Source organism: Granulicella tundricola MP5ACTX9 (assembly GCF_000178975.2).
Lineage (GTDB): Bacteria > Acidobacteriota > Terriglobia > Terriglobales > Acidobacteriaceae > Edaphobacter > Edaphobacter tundricola.
The window spans coordinates 3,406,546-3,420,906 of record NC_015064.1 but is presented as its reverse complement, the minus strand read 5'-3'; the positions used below and the strand labels follow the sequence as shown (position 1 = coordinate 3,420,906).

The window sequence follows — 14,361 nt, the reverse complement described above, 5'->3', positions numbered from 1 at the left end:
CTCAACTAACGCGGATTCCGGCTCCGACAGATGGCCGAGGAAGGGAAATACCATGCCAGTTCGTATTCACGAGAAGCCGAAGTTCAAGATCAAGATCAAGCGTAACGACCAGGTTGTTGTCATTGCCGGTAAGGACAAGGGCAAAAAGGGCCGCGTTCTGCGCGTGCTTGCGGATAAGAACCGCATCCTGGTTGAGGGCGTAATGATGATGAAGAAGCACGTCAAGCCTGATCCGCAGAAGAACATCAAGGGCGGCATTGCAGAGAAGGAGGCGACGATTCACCTCTCGAACGTGATGCTCGCCGACTCCGAAGGCAAGCCCACCCGCGTTGGAACGCGCATGGAAGGCGATAAGAAGGTCCGTTTTGCCAAGACCAACGACGCCGTTCTGCCGGTCAAGAACAAGAAGTAAACGGGGAGGTTGCCGGGCTTCTCTGAGGCTCAGGCAACCTTTCGCGTGACATTTGGGTGAATAACCCGATATACTAAACGACGGTTCACCCCACGAAACGGTACACGCCGAATCGCGTCATCTGGGCAGAGTCCAGGCGGCCAGATGGCACCCCGAAACCGTGGAGAAAGAGAAGTAAACATCATGGCATCACGTTTCCGTACCAAGTATGAGACCGAGATCAAGGATTCTTTGAAGAAGGAACTCGCGATCGAGAATCCGATGGCGATTCCGAAGCTCGAGAAGATCGTCATCAACATGGGTCTCGGCGAAGCCACCCAGAACGTCAAGATCATGGACCCGCTGGTTGCTGATCTGGCTGCGATTGCCGGACAGAAGCCCGTCACCACCCGCGCCAAGAAGTCCATCGCCCAGTTCAAGCTGCGCGAAGGCATGCCGATCGGCGCAATGGTCACCCTGCGCGGCGACAAGATGTACGAGTTCCTCGATCGTCTGATCACGATCGCTCTGCCCCGCGTCCGTGACTTCCGCGGCGTCTCGTCGAAGAGCTTCGATGGCCGTGGTAACTACACGCTCGGCCTGCGCGATCAGCTCATCTTCCCTGAGATCGACTACGCGAAGGTTGACAAGATGAAGGGTATGAACGTGACCATCGTTACGACGTCGCTGGACGATAACGGTGCCCGCACCCTGCTGAAGGCTTTCGGCATGCCGTTCCGCGTAGGCGCGTAAGGTTTTCAGAGCTCAAGAGACCGCCGGCACTCCAATGCCGGCATGGCTTCTGACCTCGTTCAGAATGCCCCCAAGGCAGCAAAGAAGATAGGAATCGTAGATCATGGCAACGACCGCGAAACGCGTCAAAGATGCAAAGACACCGAAGTTCAAGTCCCGTCAGCACAATCGCTGCCAGCTCTGCGGCCGCCCCCGGGCGTTCCTCCGCAAGTTCGGCTGCTGCCGTCTGTGCTTCCGTTCGCTTGCGCTCAAGGGCGAGATCCCGGGTGTCGTAAAGTCCAGCTGGTAGTTCCGGCTGCACCAGTTTTGTAGTACCGCAGCAAACATTCCCGCTGGTTCCCGGAGAGACACTCCGGGCGAACGGGGAATGAAGGAGAATGAATGAACCTCACTGATCCAGTAGCCGACTTCCTGACCCGCATCCGTAACTCCATGCGCGCCCGTCACCAGAAGCTCGACGTCCCCGCATCCAAGCTCAAGGCCGAGATTGCCCGCATCCTCAAAGAGGAAGGCTATATCGCCAACTACAAGCCGACCGAAGAGAACGGCATGAAGGTCATCCGCGTTTACCTGAAGTACGGCGTAAACAACGAGTCTGCCATCCGCGACCTTCAGCGTATTTCGCGCCCCGGCTGCCGCGTGTATCTCGGTAAGAATGAGATCCGCCGCGTACAGGGTGGCCTTGGCATCTCGATCATGACCACCCCCAAGGGTGTCATGACCGGCCGCCAGGCGCGTCGCGAGAACGTCGGCGGCGAGATCCTCTGCGAAGTCTGGTAGTTGTGACGGGGCTGCACACGTAGCCCCGCACTTTTCTGTTTTCTGCTTATTGTTTTCTGGCTGCAGTGGAATGGCTCGGGCCTTGGCTCGGACAGGACTCGCAAGCCCCTATAAGGATTTCGCATGTCACGTATTGGTAAGAAGCCGATTGCTCTACCCGCAGGCGTGAAGTACACCGTCGACGGCAACACTGTTTTGGTCGAAGGACCCAAGGGCAAGGTCACCGCCCTGGTTCCGACCGGCATCACGCTGGTCAAGAAGGATAACGAGCTGCTCGTCGAGCGCGAGAACGATTCCCTGGCAGGTTTTCACGGACTTGCCCGCGCCCTGGTCTTCAACGCCGTCACCGGCGTGACGACGGGCTGGACGAAGGAACTGGACATCGTCGGCATCGGCTACCGTGCTGAGCTGAAGGGCAAGGATATGGTCGTGTTCACGCTCGGCTACTCCCACCCCATCGAGTTCCCGCTCCCCACCGGCATTGAAGTCACGATCGACGCCAAGCAGCTTCACCTGACCGTTTCCGGTATCGACCGGCAGAAGGTCGGCCAGATTGCCGCCGATATGCGCTCGCTCCGCAAGCCCGATCCGTACAAAAACAAGGGCGTTCGCTATACCGGCGAGAAGCTCAAGAAGAAGGTCGGAAAGACCGGCGCCAAGTAACCTTTTCGCTGCTGGCTTTCATTGGCTTGATCGCTGGCAGCCCAGATTTTTACCGAACGTCCCCAGCATTCTGCGGACGCTACTAGGAAGGAAACAAAATGATCTCACCCCGTCAGCGTAATGTAATTCGTCAGCGCGTTCACACCCGTATCCGCGCCAAGATGGCCGGCACTGCTGAGCGTCCGCGCCTCAATGTGTACCGCTCACTCAACCACATCTACACCCAGCTGATCGATGACGCGAACGGCGTCACGCTCGCCTCTGCTTCCTCCAAGGGGAAGAAGGGCGAGGAGGCCAAGTCCGGCGGCAACGTCGAGGCGGCTCGCCTGGTCGGCAAGCTCATCGCGGAGCGCGGCGTGGAGAAGGGCATCAAGAAAGTCGTATTCGATCGCGGTGGATACCTCTACCACGGCCGCATCAAGGCCCTTGCGGATGCTGCACGTGAAGCCGGTCTGGACTTCTAATCAGACCGTGTTCCGGCGTCGAGGGCAAGCTCTCGTTGCGCCGGTAAAAAGTAGTTGACTGTAACCCAGTCGAAGAGAGAGAACATCATGGCAATGCGCAAGAAGATTGACGCCAACCGTCTCAACCTCAAGGATGAGGTTGTCTCCATCAACCGTGTGACCAAGGTCGTCAAGGGCGGTAAGAACATGTCCTTCGCCGCACTGGTTGTCATCGGCGATCCCGCTGAGGGTGTGGTTGGCTACGGTTCCGGCAAGGCGAAGGAAGTTCCGCAGGCGATCCGCAAAGGCATCGAAGCTGCCAAGAAGAACCTGTTCAAGATCAACATGACGGAGACGTCCATTCCTCACCAGGTACTCGGTCACTTCGGCGCAGGTTCGGTCATGCTGAAGCCGGCTCCTGAAGGAACCGGAATCATCGCCGGCAAGACGGTTCGCGCTGTCATGACCTCGTGCGGCGTGCAGAACGTCCTCACGAAGTCGCTCGGCACCAAGAACCCGCATAACGTGGTCAAGGCGACGTTCGACGCGCTGATCCAGCTGCGCGATCGTGCTGAAGTTGCTGCGCTGCGCGGCAAGCTTGTCGAAGAGCTCTAAGTTTTAGCTGTCCAGATTTATCGGAGAAGAATTATGGCAAACGCAACCATCAAGCTCCAGTACTTCCGTTCCATGATCTGCGCACCGACCAAGCAGAAGCTCACCATCAAGGGCCTCGGCTTCACGCGGTTGAACCAGATTGTCGTTCGCGAAGATACTCCCTCGATCCACGGCATGGTGAAGAAGGTTCCTCACCTCGTCCGTATCGTCGACTAACTAATCACCAGCTTCATCCACATGCGAGTCGGTCCGTGATTGAACGGGCCGGCGTTTAGCGAGGAAATAGATCATGGCAATTCGTAATCTCTCCAATCTCCGCGCCCCCAAGAAGGCGAATGAAAACAAGAAGCGCGTCGGCCGCGGTATGGGTTCCGGCATGGGTAAGACCTCGACCCGCGGACACAAGGGTCAGGGTTCGCGTTCGGGTTCGTCCCTGATGCGCGGTTTTGAAGGCGGTCAGATGCCCCTTCACCGCCGTCTCCCCAAGCGCGGTTTCACGAACATCTTCCGCGTGGAGTACACCGTCGTTGGACTCGATCGTCTGGCTGAGCTCAACGCCGCCAACAACGAGACCGAGTTCACCCTGGACAAGATCGTTGAGTTGGGTCTGCGTCGCCGCAAGAACTCCCTCATCAAGGTCCTGAACAACGGCGAAATCTCCGCTGCAATCACCGTGCATGCGCACAAGTTCTCGAAGACCGCGAAGGAAGCGATCGAGAAGGCGGGCGGCAAGGCAGTTGTGATCGGCGAAGGCGCTGACGAAGCTGCCGCTTAGTCATTGAAGTCCAGCCGTAGACGGGCTTCGGTCCGGCTGCGGCTGTTTCTCTTTAGGTTGTAGCTGGAACGGTTTAGAATAGCTCCATCCCACGGTCTCATCAGCTAGTTCAAGGACTCCGATGTTCGAGAAAATCGCAAACATCTTCCGTATTGAAGATCTTCGTAAGCGTGTGTTGTTTACGCTCGGCCTGCTCGCGATCTACCGCCTGGGCGCACATATCCCGACCCCAGGCATCGACGCCAAGCAGCTTGCGCAGTTCTTCAATAACAACTCCGGCTCAGCGCTCGGGTTGGTCGACCTGTTCTCCGGTGGAAACCTCCGCCGGCTGACGATCTTTGCGCTCGGCATCATGCCGTACATCACGGCTTCGATCATCTTCCAATTGCTCACAGTCATCTATGAGCCGCTCGCCAAGCTCCAGAAGGAAGGCGAGATGGGCCGGCGGAAGATCACGCAGTGGACCCGATACGTCACCGTCATGCTCGGTATCGTGCAGTCCACCGCCATCGCGTTGACCCTGACCAACACCCAGACCGGTCAGTCCATGGTCACGATCTCCAAGTGGGCCTTCATCCCCATGTGCGTTCTCACCCTGACCGCCGGCACAGCCTTCATCATGTGGCTGGGTGAGCAGATCACAGAACGCGGTATCGGCAACGGGATGAGCCTGCTGATCTTCACCGGTATCGTGGTTGGTCTGCCACGCGGCATTGAGGAGCTCTACACCAAGGCCACCACCAATGCATGGGGCGCCTTCACCCCTATTGCGCTGCTGATCCTCGTAGCCCTGATGGTCGCGGTCGTCGCCTTCATCATCTACGTCGAGCGCTCAGAGCGCCGCATCCCCGTCCAGTACGCCAAGCGCATTGTCGGCCGCCGCATGACCCAGGGTGGCGCGACCCACCTGCCGCTGAAGGTCAACTCCGGCGGCGTGATGCCGGTCATCTTCGCTAGCTCAATCCTCTCTGCCCCGCTCCTCTTCGCAGGCATGAGCTTCTTCGGCTCCGCCAAGCTGCAGGACACGACGTTTTTCGGACCCATCCTCCGCGCCATCGCGCCGGGCGAGCCACTCTACGAATTGCTCTACATCGTCGCTATCATCTTTTTCGCATACTTCTATATCTCCATCGTCTTCCGCCCGGATGACATTGCAGACAATATGCGCAAGTACGGCGGCTTCATTCCTGGCATTCGCCCAGGCCGCCGCACCTCTGACTTTATCAACGACGTCCTGACGCGCATCACGCTCGTTGGTGCGGTCTACCTCATCATTATCTCGATCATCCCGACGCTGCTCATCAGTGGTATCCACTTCAACCACATCCCCCTCATCGGCGCTGCGTTCGAGCATCTTCCGGTCTGGGTAACGCATGGTCTTGGCGTGAACTTCTACTTCGGTGGAACCTCACTCCTCATCGTGGTCGGCGTGGCCATGGACACCGTTCAGCAGATTGAGTCGCAGTTGATCATGCGTCATTACGATGGCTTCTCGCCGAAGTCGGGCCGCATCCGTGGCCGCCGGAGCTGGTAAGTGGCATCTGTGAGTGAGACCGTGGATTTAGACAGCACATCGAAGGCTCAGGTTGAGGATGGTTTTCAACCTGGGCCGGTTCTTCTGCTGGGCGCACCCGGCGTTGGCAAGGGAACCCAGGCCAAGATCCTCATGGGGAAGTTCGGCATCCCTCAGATCTCCACCGGAGACATCCTTCGCGATCATCGCGCACGCCATACGCAGCTTGGCTTGGCGGCTGATGAGTTGATGAGCAAAGGACAGCTTGTCCCGGACGACCTTGTTAACCAGATGGTCGAGGTTCGCCTCGCCGGCACAGATTGCGCCACAGGCTACATTCTCGACGGCTACCCGCGAACTCTGGCCCAGGCCAACGCACTGGACTCGTTTCTCCAGTCTGACGCGGGCGAGCCTGAGAACGCCACACCCGTCGTCGCCATCAGCATCATGGTCGATCAGGAGGGCCTGCTCAAGCGAATCACTGGCCGCCGTCTCTGCGCCCAGTGCAAGCACATCTACAACATCTATTCGAATCCTCCTAAGGTTGCCGGTATCTGCGATACCGACGGGTCTGTGCTGGAGCAGCGCAAGGACGATACGGAAGAGATCTTCGAGGAGCGCATGCGGGAGTTCCACACTCTGACCGCGCCGGTGATTCCTCACTACCGCGCACAGGGCCGGTTCCTGGAGATCAATGGAGACCGATCCGTTGGAGAAGTCACGGAATCGATTGAAGAAGCGCTGCGGATGCTGCGCGCGAGAGTGACAGGCTAAAGATTATGGCAATCATGTTGAAGACTCCGCAGGAGATTGAGAAGATGCGCCGTTCCGGGCGCGTGCTGCGGCAGGTGCACGACGCAATTAAGCCCCTGGTAGTCGCGGGCGCAACGACGATGGATCTGGAGATAGCAGCCAACGCAAAGATCGACTCCTTTGGCGCCAAGGCTGCCTTCAAGGGCTATCACGGCTTTCCGGCTGCACTCTGTACGTCGCTCAACCATCAGGTGGTTCATGGCATGCCCAACAAGGATACCGTGCTGAAGGATGGAGACATCCTCTCCATCGATTGCGGCGTGATTGTTGATGGATATTACTCCGATGCTGCGGTGACTTACGCGATCGGCACGCCCAGCGCGAAGACGAAGAAGCTGCTCGAAGTCACCGAGGCCTCGTTGGAGGCGGCGATTTTGGAAGCTGTGGTCGGTGGCCGGTTGGGAGACATTTCTGCCGCCGTTCAGGAGATGTGCGAGGCGCAGGGGTTCGGTGTGGTTCGGGAGTTCGTCGGCCACGGCATCGGTAAGGCCATGCATGAAGATCCTCAGGTCCCCAACTACGGTTCCCGCGGCAAAGGCCCGCGGCTGAAGGCAGGCATGGTCCTCGCCATTGAGCCGATGATCAATGCCGGTGCTGCAGAGGTGAAGGTGTTGAAGGATGGCTGGACGGCCGTCACCGTGGACGGAAGCTACAGCGCCCACTTTGAGCACACCGTAGCGATCACCAAGGACGGCCCCCAGGTTCTAACCCGGTAAGTCCCTCGGCACTGGGATTGCGTTTGGCACAACCCGGCCATCTGGGATAGTATTGAAGATGGTGCGAAAGCGGCACCAGTTTGTCTGTTTCAGCATTTCAGGAGATTCGTTTGTCGAAGGAAGATGCAATTGAAGTAATGGCGGTTGTCGTCGAGACACTTCCCAACGCGATGTTCAAGGTGGAGCTTGAGAATAAGCACCAGGCTCTCGCTCACGTCTCTGGGCGTATGCGTAAGAACTTCATTCGTATCCTCCCCGGCGACCGCGTCGCGATTGAGCTCAGCCCTTATGACCTCAACCGTGGCCGCATTGTGTATCGCTATAAATAACTAGCGTTCGCAGCAAGGCTCAACTCCAGCCAGCCCAGACTTTTACCCGGTCATGCGGTTATCCGCGTGACATCTGTAGCGATGTAAGCTTCATGGGTTCTACCCGGAAGTTTGCGAATAAGGAAGGAAATACTATGAAGGTTCGTGCTTCCGTCAAGAAGATCTGTGACAAATGCAAGGTCATCCACCGCCGCGGTGTGGTTCGCGTTATCTGTGAGAACGCAAAGCATAAGCAGCGCCAGGGCTAAGCAGTCACTCGTATACGGGCCCGTCCGGGCTAGTTAGCTTGCATCAAGGCTTGCGTTGAACCTGGACGACTTACCCCTCAACTTATCAACTGTTCTCCGGCGAAGCTGGGAGCCGAACTTGAAAAGGAAATTCTATGGCGCGTATTGCCGGCGTTGACGTACCCAACAATAAACAGGTGCGAATTGGTCTGACCTATATCTATGGAATTGGCGATTCTCGCGCTGCGAAGATTCTTACCGCAGCCGACATCGATCCCATTGCCAAGGTTGGAACGCTTGACGAAGATCAGCTCAACGCGATCCGTCAAGTCATTGAAAAGCAGGGCATGATCGAAGGCGACCTCCGCAAGGAGATCTCGCTCAACATCAAGCGCCTGATCGAGATTCAGTCCTACCGTGGCCTTCGCCACCGCCGTTCGCTGCCGGTTCGCGGCCAGCGCACCCACACCAACGCTCGCACGCGCAAGGGCCCCCGTAAGGGCACCGTTGCCGGCAAGAAGAAAGCGACGAAATAAATGGCGAAGACACAGAATCAGCAGAAGTCCGGCAAGGCAGCTTCCGGCAAGGGTAAGAAGTTCAAGAAGCGCGAACGGAAGAACGTTCCGTACGGCCTCGTGTTCATTCAGGCGTCGTTCAACAACACGATCGTCACCATCACCGACCAGACTGGCAACACGATCAGCTGGAAGAGCTCCGGCTCGCTCGGCTTCCGCGGCTCCCGCAAGGGCACCCCGTTTGCCGCGCAGCAGGCTGCTGTGGGCGCTGCCAATGCGGCTCGCGACCACGGTCTCCGCTCGGTCGATGTGCGCGTCTCCGGTCCCGGTTCGGGCCGTGAGTCGGCCATCCGTGCGCTGGCAACGGCGGGGATCGACGTTCGTTCGATCCGCGACGTTACGCCGATGCCGCACAATGGTTGCCGTCCTCCCAAGCGCCGCCGCGTTTGATCTTCAACAGCTTCTAGCCGCTAGCTCTTAGCCTTTAGCTAACAGCCAGCGGCTAAGAGCTAAATAGCTGTATCACGGATCGCGATGAAGGGCCTGCCGGCCTGTAAAGCGATCGACAACCGAAATCTGGTTCACTCCGGATCAATCAGGAGATTCAAATGGCACGTTACACAGGACCCGTCTGCCGCATGTGCCGCCGCGACGGCGTCAAGCTCTTCCTCAAAGGTTCCAAGTGCTTTACCGAGAAATGCCCCGTTGAGAAGCGTAACTTTCCCCCGGGCCAGCACGGCCAGTCCCGCAAGGTAAAGAAGGTTGTGGGCTACGGTCTGCAGCTCCGTGAGAAGCAGAAGGCCAAGCGCATCTACTTCACGCTCGAGACCCAGTTCCGCGCCTACTATCAGAAGGCTGCGAACAAGACCGGCGTCACCGGCGACCTGCTTCTGCAGCAGCTCGAGACGCGTCTGGATAACGTCTGCTACCGTCTCGGTCTCGCGACCAGCCGCCGCCAGGCTCGCCAGGTTGTCCGTCACGGACACATCCAGGTCAACGGCCGCAAGGTCAATATCCCCTCCTTCCAATGCAAGGTTGGCGATGAGATCGCAGTCCGCGAAGGTTCGAAGACGCTCAGCTTCTTCGAGACCGCGAAGGATTTTGCCGGTGGTCTGCAGTCTGTGACCTGGCTCGACATCAACCGCGATACGCTCTCCGGCAAGGTTGTCATGCTGCCGAAGCGCGAGGATGTCCAGCTGCCGGTGAACGAGCAGCTGATCGTCGAACTTTACTCCAAGTAAGCTTTGGAGTTGCAGTTTCGGGGAGACCCGCGTCCTTTGTGGACGTGGGTCTAAACCCGTTTGGTAGTACCGACAATGTGTTGGCAACCGTAACACTCCGCCCACCGCAAAATGCATCGCGATGTGTGCCGGAAAAGGAGAAACACCCATGCTTTGGAGAGGTTTTCAGAAGCCCAAGCGTCTCGCTGTCGATAACGAAACAATCACCCCGAAGTACGGCAAGTTCAGCGCGCAGCCGTTCGAGCGCGGGTTCGGTACGACCATTGGTAATGCGCTTCGGCGTACGTTGCTCTCGTCCATCGAAGGCGCGGCTGTCACGGCCGTCCGCATCGAGGGCGTGCTGCACGAGTTCCAGTCGATCACCGGCGTCGTCGAGGATGCGACCGACATCATCCTCAACCTGAAGCAGATTCCGTTCAAGCTGGCCGGCGACGGCCCCAAGGCGCTTTATCTGCGTTCTGACGCTGCTGGCGTCATCACCTCCGGCATGATTGAGGCTGATGCCGATGTTGAGATCCTCGATCCCAACGTCTACATCTGCACCATCTCCGAAGGTGGCAAGATCGACATGGAGATGCGGTTGAAGCGCGGCCGTGGCTACATCTCTGCCGACAAGAACTTCGATGGCGATCTCGGACTTGGCTTCATCCCTGTCGACAGCGTTCACTCGCCTGTCCGCAAGGTGAACTACGTTGTCGAGGCTGCACGTCTGGGTCAGATCACCGACTATGACAAGCTCTCGATCGAGATCTGGACGAACGGTACCGTTCTTCCGGCCGATGCACTCGGTCTCTCCGCAAAGCTGCTGAAGGATCACATGACGATCTTCATCAACTTCGAGGAGGAGATGGAGGCCGGTCATGATAACGGTCACGACGGTCCTGCAATGCGTAACGAGAACCTGAACCGTTCGGTTGAGGAGCTCGAGCTTTCCGTGCGCAGCTACAACTGCCTGAAGAATGCAAACATCGCGACCATCGGCGAGCTGATCCAGAAGACCGAAGCCGAGATGTTGAAGACGAAGAACTTCGGCCGTAAGAGCCTGAATGAGATCAAGGAAATCCTTGCTCAGATGGGCCTCTCGCTTGGCATGAAGATCGACGAGAATGGCAATCCTGTCCCCGGACCGACGTCTGTTCTTCCCGCCGCCACCCTCGCCGCCAGCTATGGCAGCTTCGATGACGACGATGAAGATGAGGATGAGGACGAGGAAGATGATCTCGACTTGGTCAACGAGCCTGAGAATTTCTAAGAGCAGGGAATAGGGCTCAGGGATCAGGGAACAGCTGACCTTGAGCCCCAGACGATCGAGGTAGATGTGGCTGGTTCCTACAAAGACCTTATCGTTTGGCAGAGAGCAATACAGATGACCCTAGCGGTCTATAAGCTTTCAGCTGCTTTTCCTAAAGATGAGACCTATGGCTTAACGAGTCAAATCCGTCGAGCTTCCGTCTCAGTAGCAAGTAATATCGCAGAAGGTTATGGTCGTGGGTCTCGTGGAGAATATAGACAGTTTCTCGGCATTGCCCGCGGCTCAAATTGTGAAGTACAAACTCAACTCTTCATCGCGAGGGAGTTGGGGTATGGAACTCCAGGGCTTCAAAAAGATGCGGACGATTTATCGGATCAGGTAGGCAAGATGCTTCATGCGCTACTCGACAAGCTAAACCGACCGTCAACCAATTGAACTGATCCCTGATCCCTAATCCCTGATCCCTCCTGTAGTCCGAGATGCCAGAAGGCACTCTCGAAGGAGATCATCATGCGTCATCGTAATGGCGGCTTTAAACTCGGCCGCAATACCTCTCATCGTCGCGCCATGCTGCGCAATCTTGTTACCTCCATCATCCTGAACGACCGCGTCGAGACGACCATTACGAAGTGCAAAGCTTCGCGTCCGATCGTCGAGAAGATGATTACGCTGGGCAAAAAGGGCGATGTTCACTCGCGCCGTCAGGCTCTGGCTTACCTGATGACGGACGAGTCTGTGACCCGTCTGTTCAACGTCGTTTCGCCTCGCTATGCGACGCGTCCGGGTGGTTATCTCCGGATTGTCCGTACTTATGCTCGCAAGGGCGATGCTGCCGAGATGGCTGTGATCGAACTGCTGGGCGCTGAGACGGAACTGAACGAGAAGGCTCAGAAGCGCGAGGAAGCTCGTGCGAAGAAGCGCGAAGAGCTGCAGAAGCAGATGGAAGAGTCGGCTCCTGGTGAGCAGGGCGATCCTAACGCTGAGGTGTAAGAACAGTTTTCAGGGATCAGTTTTCAGGGATCAGTAAAGGCGAAGAGCTCCACATCTTTCGGATGTGGAGCTTTTTCTTTAAGTGTGTGGTTTGGCCGATGAGCGAAAGTGGTCAGACCAAATACCGTCTACTTTGGGGTTTGTGGGGATTTGTGGTGAGTTTTACCTTTTGTTTCGGTGTTTGTGCTTGTTTCTTCGGGTCTGGTGGGCAAGATTGCTCAGATTTGCGCGTAAAACGTCACTGAAATCACCACACACTGACCACACTTCACCACGCACTGACCACGCTGAGAGCCATGTGGGATTTGTCTCGACAAAGAGCTAGCTCTTGATGAGGTACATGACCCAGCTGGCGGCTATGGTGCCTCCGACGAAGAGCAGCATGCAGAAGGCTCCGAAGCGGAGCATCATGCGGGGCTGGGCGCGCTGGGTGATGCCGAAGACGACGGAGGTGAAGAGCGAGAAGAGCAGAACGGAGCTGAAGTGGGAGAGCATGCTTAGGAGGCCTTTCTGCCGTTGGCCAGGGAGTGGGCGTCTACGGCGGAGATGACGTTGAGCAGGCCGGCGCAGACGATGAACTTGGTGCCGTAGTCGGCGAGGGCGATCTGGACGCTGGGGTGTCCCCAGTCCAGCATTCTGGCGAGGGCGTAGAGGATGCCGTTGCCGAGCTGGCCGACGAAGCCGAGGATGTCGAGCAGGTCGCCGGTGTTGGGGCTGTAGATCTTGCCCTGGAGCGCGATGCCGAGGGCGAACATGCTCACGATGGAGACGAAGAGGAGCAGGCCGCGGATGGGCTTCTTCAGCAAGACGTGGCCGAGGCCGGGGATTAGCCAGCCGGCGATGAGGACGACGACCGTCATGGCCGAGGAGGTGGTTTCGGGGCGTGCGAGGCGGACCGGCGTTTGTATGTTCGTGGTGGTCATTCAGCCTTTGATGATAGCAGTTTCAGTGCGTTCTCAGATTCTGAGGAGTTCGGTCTGGATGCGGCCGGTGACGACGGCGCTGCCTGGGCGGGTGATCATGTTGACCTCGGAGCGGATGCCGAACTCGCCGGGGAAGTAGAGGCCGGGTTCGACGGAGAAGCAGGTGTTGGGGAGGAGGAGGCGCTCGTCGTGGGTTTCGAGGTTGTCGAGGTGGGCGCCCGAGCCGTGGATTTCTATGGCGATGTTGTGGCCGGTGCGGTGGGTGAAGAAGTCGCCGAAGCCAGCGTCCGTGATGACCTTGCGGGCGGCTGCATCGGCCTGCCAGCCGGGGATGGGGGTGCCGGCGGCGTAGGCGGCCTGGACGGCGTGGATGGCGGCGTCGCGGGCGTCGCGGACGGTGGTGAAGACGAGTTGCTCGCGCTCGGTGGGCTCGCGGTCTACGACGCCGGTCCAGGTGATGTCGTAGTAGATGGAGTCGGCCTGGTCGAGGCGGCCCCAGATGTCGATGAGGACGAAGTCGCCGCGGCGGATGGGGCGGGAGGTGGCGGGGGTGGGGTCGTAGTGGGAGTCGGCGGCGTTGGGGCCGCAGGAGCAGTTGGGGCCGAACTGCCAGGTGAGGCCGTTGTCGCGGAGGGCCTGCTGGAGGTACTCGACCATCTCGTACTCACTGGTGCCGGTGGACCGGACGCGGCGGCCCATCTCGAGCCAGGCCTCGGCGAGGAGGGCGTCGATGCGCTGCTGGGCGGCGTAGTGGGTCTCGATCTGGGCCTCGGTGAGGACGGCCTCGAAGACACTGACGAGGTCGGCGGAGGAGACGATGGTCTTGCCCATCTCGCGGAGGAGCTCGATGGTGCCGGCGTCGACCATGGAGACGTACATGATGGCGTTGCGGGGGGAGTACTGCATGGCGAGCGTGGTGGTGCCGGAGAGCATGGCGGCGAGGCGGGCTTCGAGCTCCTGCCAGGAGGAGTATTCGTTTTTCTCGCCGGGGAGGGTGTCGAGGCGGCCGGTCTCGATGCGGTGGACGAGCTTGATGGGGGTGCCGGTGGCGGGGATGAGATAGAACCAGCGGCGGGTGACGTGGCCGTCGGGGGGTAGGCCGAGGATGCGGAGGGCGAGAGGGTCGCGGTTGTGGTGGTCGTAGAAGAGCCAGCCGTCTAGTTTTGCGTCGCGTAGGGCGGACTGGATGGCTTCGAGGTCAAAGGGCATGTGTGGCTGGCTCTCTTTCGGTATGGCGTCGGCTCACCCATCATATAAGTCTGGAATGTGATTTTCCTAGAAGCGGGGTGCGTGGGCTAAGGTCGGGCGGGAGTCGGACGATGAAGAGGGTATGGATAAGATCATTCCCGTGGTTCTATTTTCTGCGCTTGCCGCTTTTGTTGTGCTCTCTGGCATGTCCCTTCTGGGCTTTTGATATGAGAG

At 58.4% G+C, this 14,361-nt stretch carries 23 protein-coding genes; 20 read left to right on the top strand and 3 right to left on the bottom strand.

Features of this window, described 5'->3' with window-relative positions; all coding sequences use genetic code 11:
- Nucleotides 1–52: 52 nt before the first annotated feature.
- The 20 genes from rplX (at nucleotide 53) to rplQ (ending at nucleotide 12,016) form a co-directional block, all read left to right on the top strand.
- Nucleotides 53–412, top strand: a complete 360-nt coding sequence (rplX, locus tag ACIX9_RS14690) for a 50S ribosomal protein L24 (RefSeq protein WP_013581282.1) — start codon at nucleotides 53–55, stop codon at nucleotides 410–412.
- A gap of 183 nt (nucleotides 413–595) precedes the next feature.
- On the top strand, nucleotides 596–1,144 hold the full coding sequence (gene rplE, locus ACIX9_RS14685) for a 50S ribosomal protein L5 (protein ID WP_041597136.1): 549 nt from the start codon (nucleotides 596–598) through the stop codon (nucleotides 1,142–1,144).
- Nucleotides 1,145–1,247: 103 nt separating this feature from the next.
- A complete protein-coding gene (locus tag ACIX9_RS14680) occupies nucleotides 1,248–1,433 on the top strand; it encodes a type Z 30S ribosomal protein S14 (RefSeq protein WP_013581280.1) in 186 nt (61 codons plus the stop codon).
- A 92-nt stretch (nucleotides 1,434–1,525) separates the two neighbouring features.
- Entirely contained in the window at nucleotides 1,526–1,924 is a 399-nt protein-coding gene (gene rpsH / locus ACIX9_RS14675; RefSeq protein WP_013581279.1) for a 30S ribosomal protein S8, read from the top strand.
- Nucleotides 1,925–2,047: 123 nt separating this feature from the next.
- On the top strand, nucleotides 2,048–2,587 hold the full coding sequence (rplF, locus tag ACIX9_RS14670) for a 50S ribosomal protein L6 (RefSeq protein ID WP_013581278.1): 540 nt from the start codon (nucleotides 2,048–2,050) through the stop codon (nucleotides 2,585–2,587).
- Nucleotides 2,588–2,685: 98 nt separating this feature from the next.
- Nucleotides 2,686–3,051, top strand: coding sequence for a 50S ribosomal protein L18 (rplR, locus tag ACIX9_RS14665; protein WP_013581277.1), 366 nt, complete (start codon nucleotides 2,686–2,688; stop codon nucleotides 3,049–3,051).
- Between the two features lie 87 nt (nucleotides 3,052–3,138).
- Nucleotides 3,139–3,645: a 30S ribosomal protein S5 gene (gene rpsE / locus ACIX9_RS14660; protein ID WP_013581276.1), complete on the top strand. Its 507-nt coding sequence runs from the start codon at nucleotides 3,139–3,141 to the stop codon at nucleotides 3,643–3,645.
- A gap of 33 nt (nucleotides 3,646–3,678) precedes the next feature.
- Nucleotides 3,679–3,861, top strand: coding sequence for a 50S ribosomal protein L30 (rpmD, locus tag ACIX9_RS14655; RefSeq protein WP_013581275.1), 183 nt, complete (start codon nucleotides 3,679–3,681; stop codon nucleotides 3,859–3,861).
- A gap of 73 nt (nucleotides 3,862–3,934) precedes the next feature.
- Nucleotides 3,935–4,420: a 50S ribosomal protein L15 gene (gene rplO, locus ACIX9_RS14650; protein ID WP_013581274.1), complete on the top strand. Its 486-nt coding sequence runs from the start codon at nucleotides 3,935–3,937 to the stop codon at nucleotides 4,418–4,420.
- A gap of 121 nt (nucleotides 4,421–4,541) precedes the next feature.
- On the top strand, nucleotides 4,542–5,954 hold the full coding sequence (secY, locus tag ACIX9_RS14645; RefSeq protein WP_013581273.1) for a preprotein translocase subunit SecY: 1,413 nt from the start codon (nucleotides 4,542–4,544) through the stop codon (nucleotides 5,952–5,954).
- Nucleotides 5,955–6,707: an adenylate kinase gene (locus ACIX9_RS14640; protein WP_013581272.1), complete on the top strand. Its 753-nt coding sequence runs from the start codon at nucleotides 5,955–5,957 to the stop codon at nucleotides 6,705–6,707.
- A 5-nt stretch (nucleotides 6,708–6,712) separates the two neighbouring features.
- Nucleotides 6,713–7,462, top strand: a complete 750-nt coding sequence (gene map, locus ACIX9_RS14635; protein WP_013581271.1) for a type I methionyl aminopeptidase — start codon at nucleotides 6,713–6,715, stop codon at nucleotides 7,460–7,462.
- 110 nt (nucleotides 7,463–7,572) lie between these two features.
- Complete coding sequence (infA, locus tag ACIX9_RS14630; RefSeq protein ID WP_013581270.1) at nucleotides 7,573–7,791, top strand: translation initiation factor IF-1; 219 nt, start codon at nucleotides 7,573–7,575, stop codon at nucleotides 7,789–7,791.
- A 134-nt stretch (nucleotides 7,792–7,925) separates the two neighbouring features.
- Nucleotides 7,926–8,039 carry a 50S ribosomal protein L36 gene (rpmJ, locus tag ACIX9_RS14625; protein WP_013581269.1) on the top strand — a complete coding sequence of 38 codons (114 nt, stop codon included), beginning with the start codon at nucleotides 7,926–7,928 and terminating at the stop codon, nucleotides 8,037–8,039.
- A gap of 134 nt (nucleotides 8,040–8,173) precedes the next feature.
- Nucleotides 8,174–8,554 carry a 30S ribosomal protein S13 gene (gene rpsM / locus ACIX9_RS14620; protein WP_013581268.1) on the top strand — a complete coding sequence of 127 codons (381 nt, stop codon included), beginning with the start codon at nucleotides 8,174–8,176 and terminating at the stop codon, nucleotides 8,552–8,554.
- Entirely contained in the window at nucleotides 8,555–8,983 is a 429-nt protein-coding gene (gene rpsK, locus ACIX9_RS14615; RefSeq protein ID WP_013581267.1) for a 30S ribosomal protein S11, read from the top strand.
- Nucleotides 8,984–9,141: 158 nt separating this feature from the next.
- Nucleotides 9,142–9,774 (top strand): 30S ribosomal protein S4, encoded by a 633-nt coding sequence (gene rpsD / locus ACIX9_RS14610; protein ID WP_013581266.1) that lies wholly within the window; start codon nucleotides 9,142–9,144, stop codon nucleotides 9,772–9,774.
- 148 nt (nucleotides 9,775–9,922) lie between these two features.
- Nucleotides 9,923–11,026: a DNA-directed RNA polymerase subunit alpha gene (locus ACIX9_RS14605; protein ID WP_013581265.1), complete on the top strand. Its 1,104-nt coding sequence runs from the start codon at nucleotides 9,923–9,925 to the stop codon at nucleotides 11,024–11,026.
- A 66-nt stretch (nucleotides 11,027–11,092) separates the two neighbouring features.
- Nucleotides 11,093–11,461 (top strand): four helix bundle protein, encoded by a 369-nt coding sequence (locus ACIX9_RS24855; RefSeq protein ID WP_013581264.1) that lies wholly within the window; start codon nucleotides 11,093–11,095, stop codon nucleotides 11,459–11,461.
- Nucleotides 11,462–11,536: 75 nt separating this feature from the next.
- The gene (gene rplQ, locus ACIX9_RS14600) at nucleotides 11,537–12,016 is read left to right on the top strand and encodes a 50S ribosomal protein L17 (RefSeq protein WP_013581263.1); all 480 of its coding nucleotides are present in this window, start codon (nucleotides 11,537–11,539) and stop codon (nucleotides 12,014–12,016) included.
- 321 nt (nucleotides 12,017–12,337) lie between these two features.
- Here the strand turns inward: rplQ and ACIX9_RS26485 are convergent, their stop codons facing one another.
- The 3 genes from ACIX9_RS26485 to ACIX9_RS14590 are packed head-to-tail and all read right to left on the bottom strand — an operon-like array spanning nucleotide 12,338 to nucleotide 14,148.
- On the bottom strand, nucleotides 12,338–12,511 hold the full coding sequence (locus ACIX9_RS26485) for a hypothetical protein (RefSeq protein ID WP_013581262.1): 174 nt from the start codon (nucleotides 12,509–12,511) through the stop codon (nucleotides 12,338–12,340).
- A 2-nt stretch (nucleotides 12,512–12,513) separates the two neighbouring features.
- A complete protein-coding gene (locus tag ACIX9_RS14595; RefSeq protein WP_013581261.1) occupies nucleotides 12,514–12,939 on the bottom strand; it encodes a DUF6677 family protein in 426 nt (141 codons plus the stop codon).
- A gap of 33 nt (nucleotides 12,940–12,972) precedes the next feature.
- Nucleotides 12,973–14,148, bottom strand: a complete 1,176-nt coding sequence (locus tag ACIX9_RS14590) for a M24 family metallopeptidase (RefSeq protein ID WP_013581260.1) — start codon at nucleotides 14,146–14,148, stop codon at nucleotides 12,973–12,975.
- Between the last annotated feature and the right edge of the window lie 213 nt (nucleotides 14,149–14,361).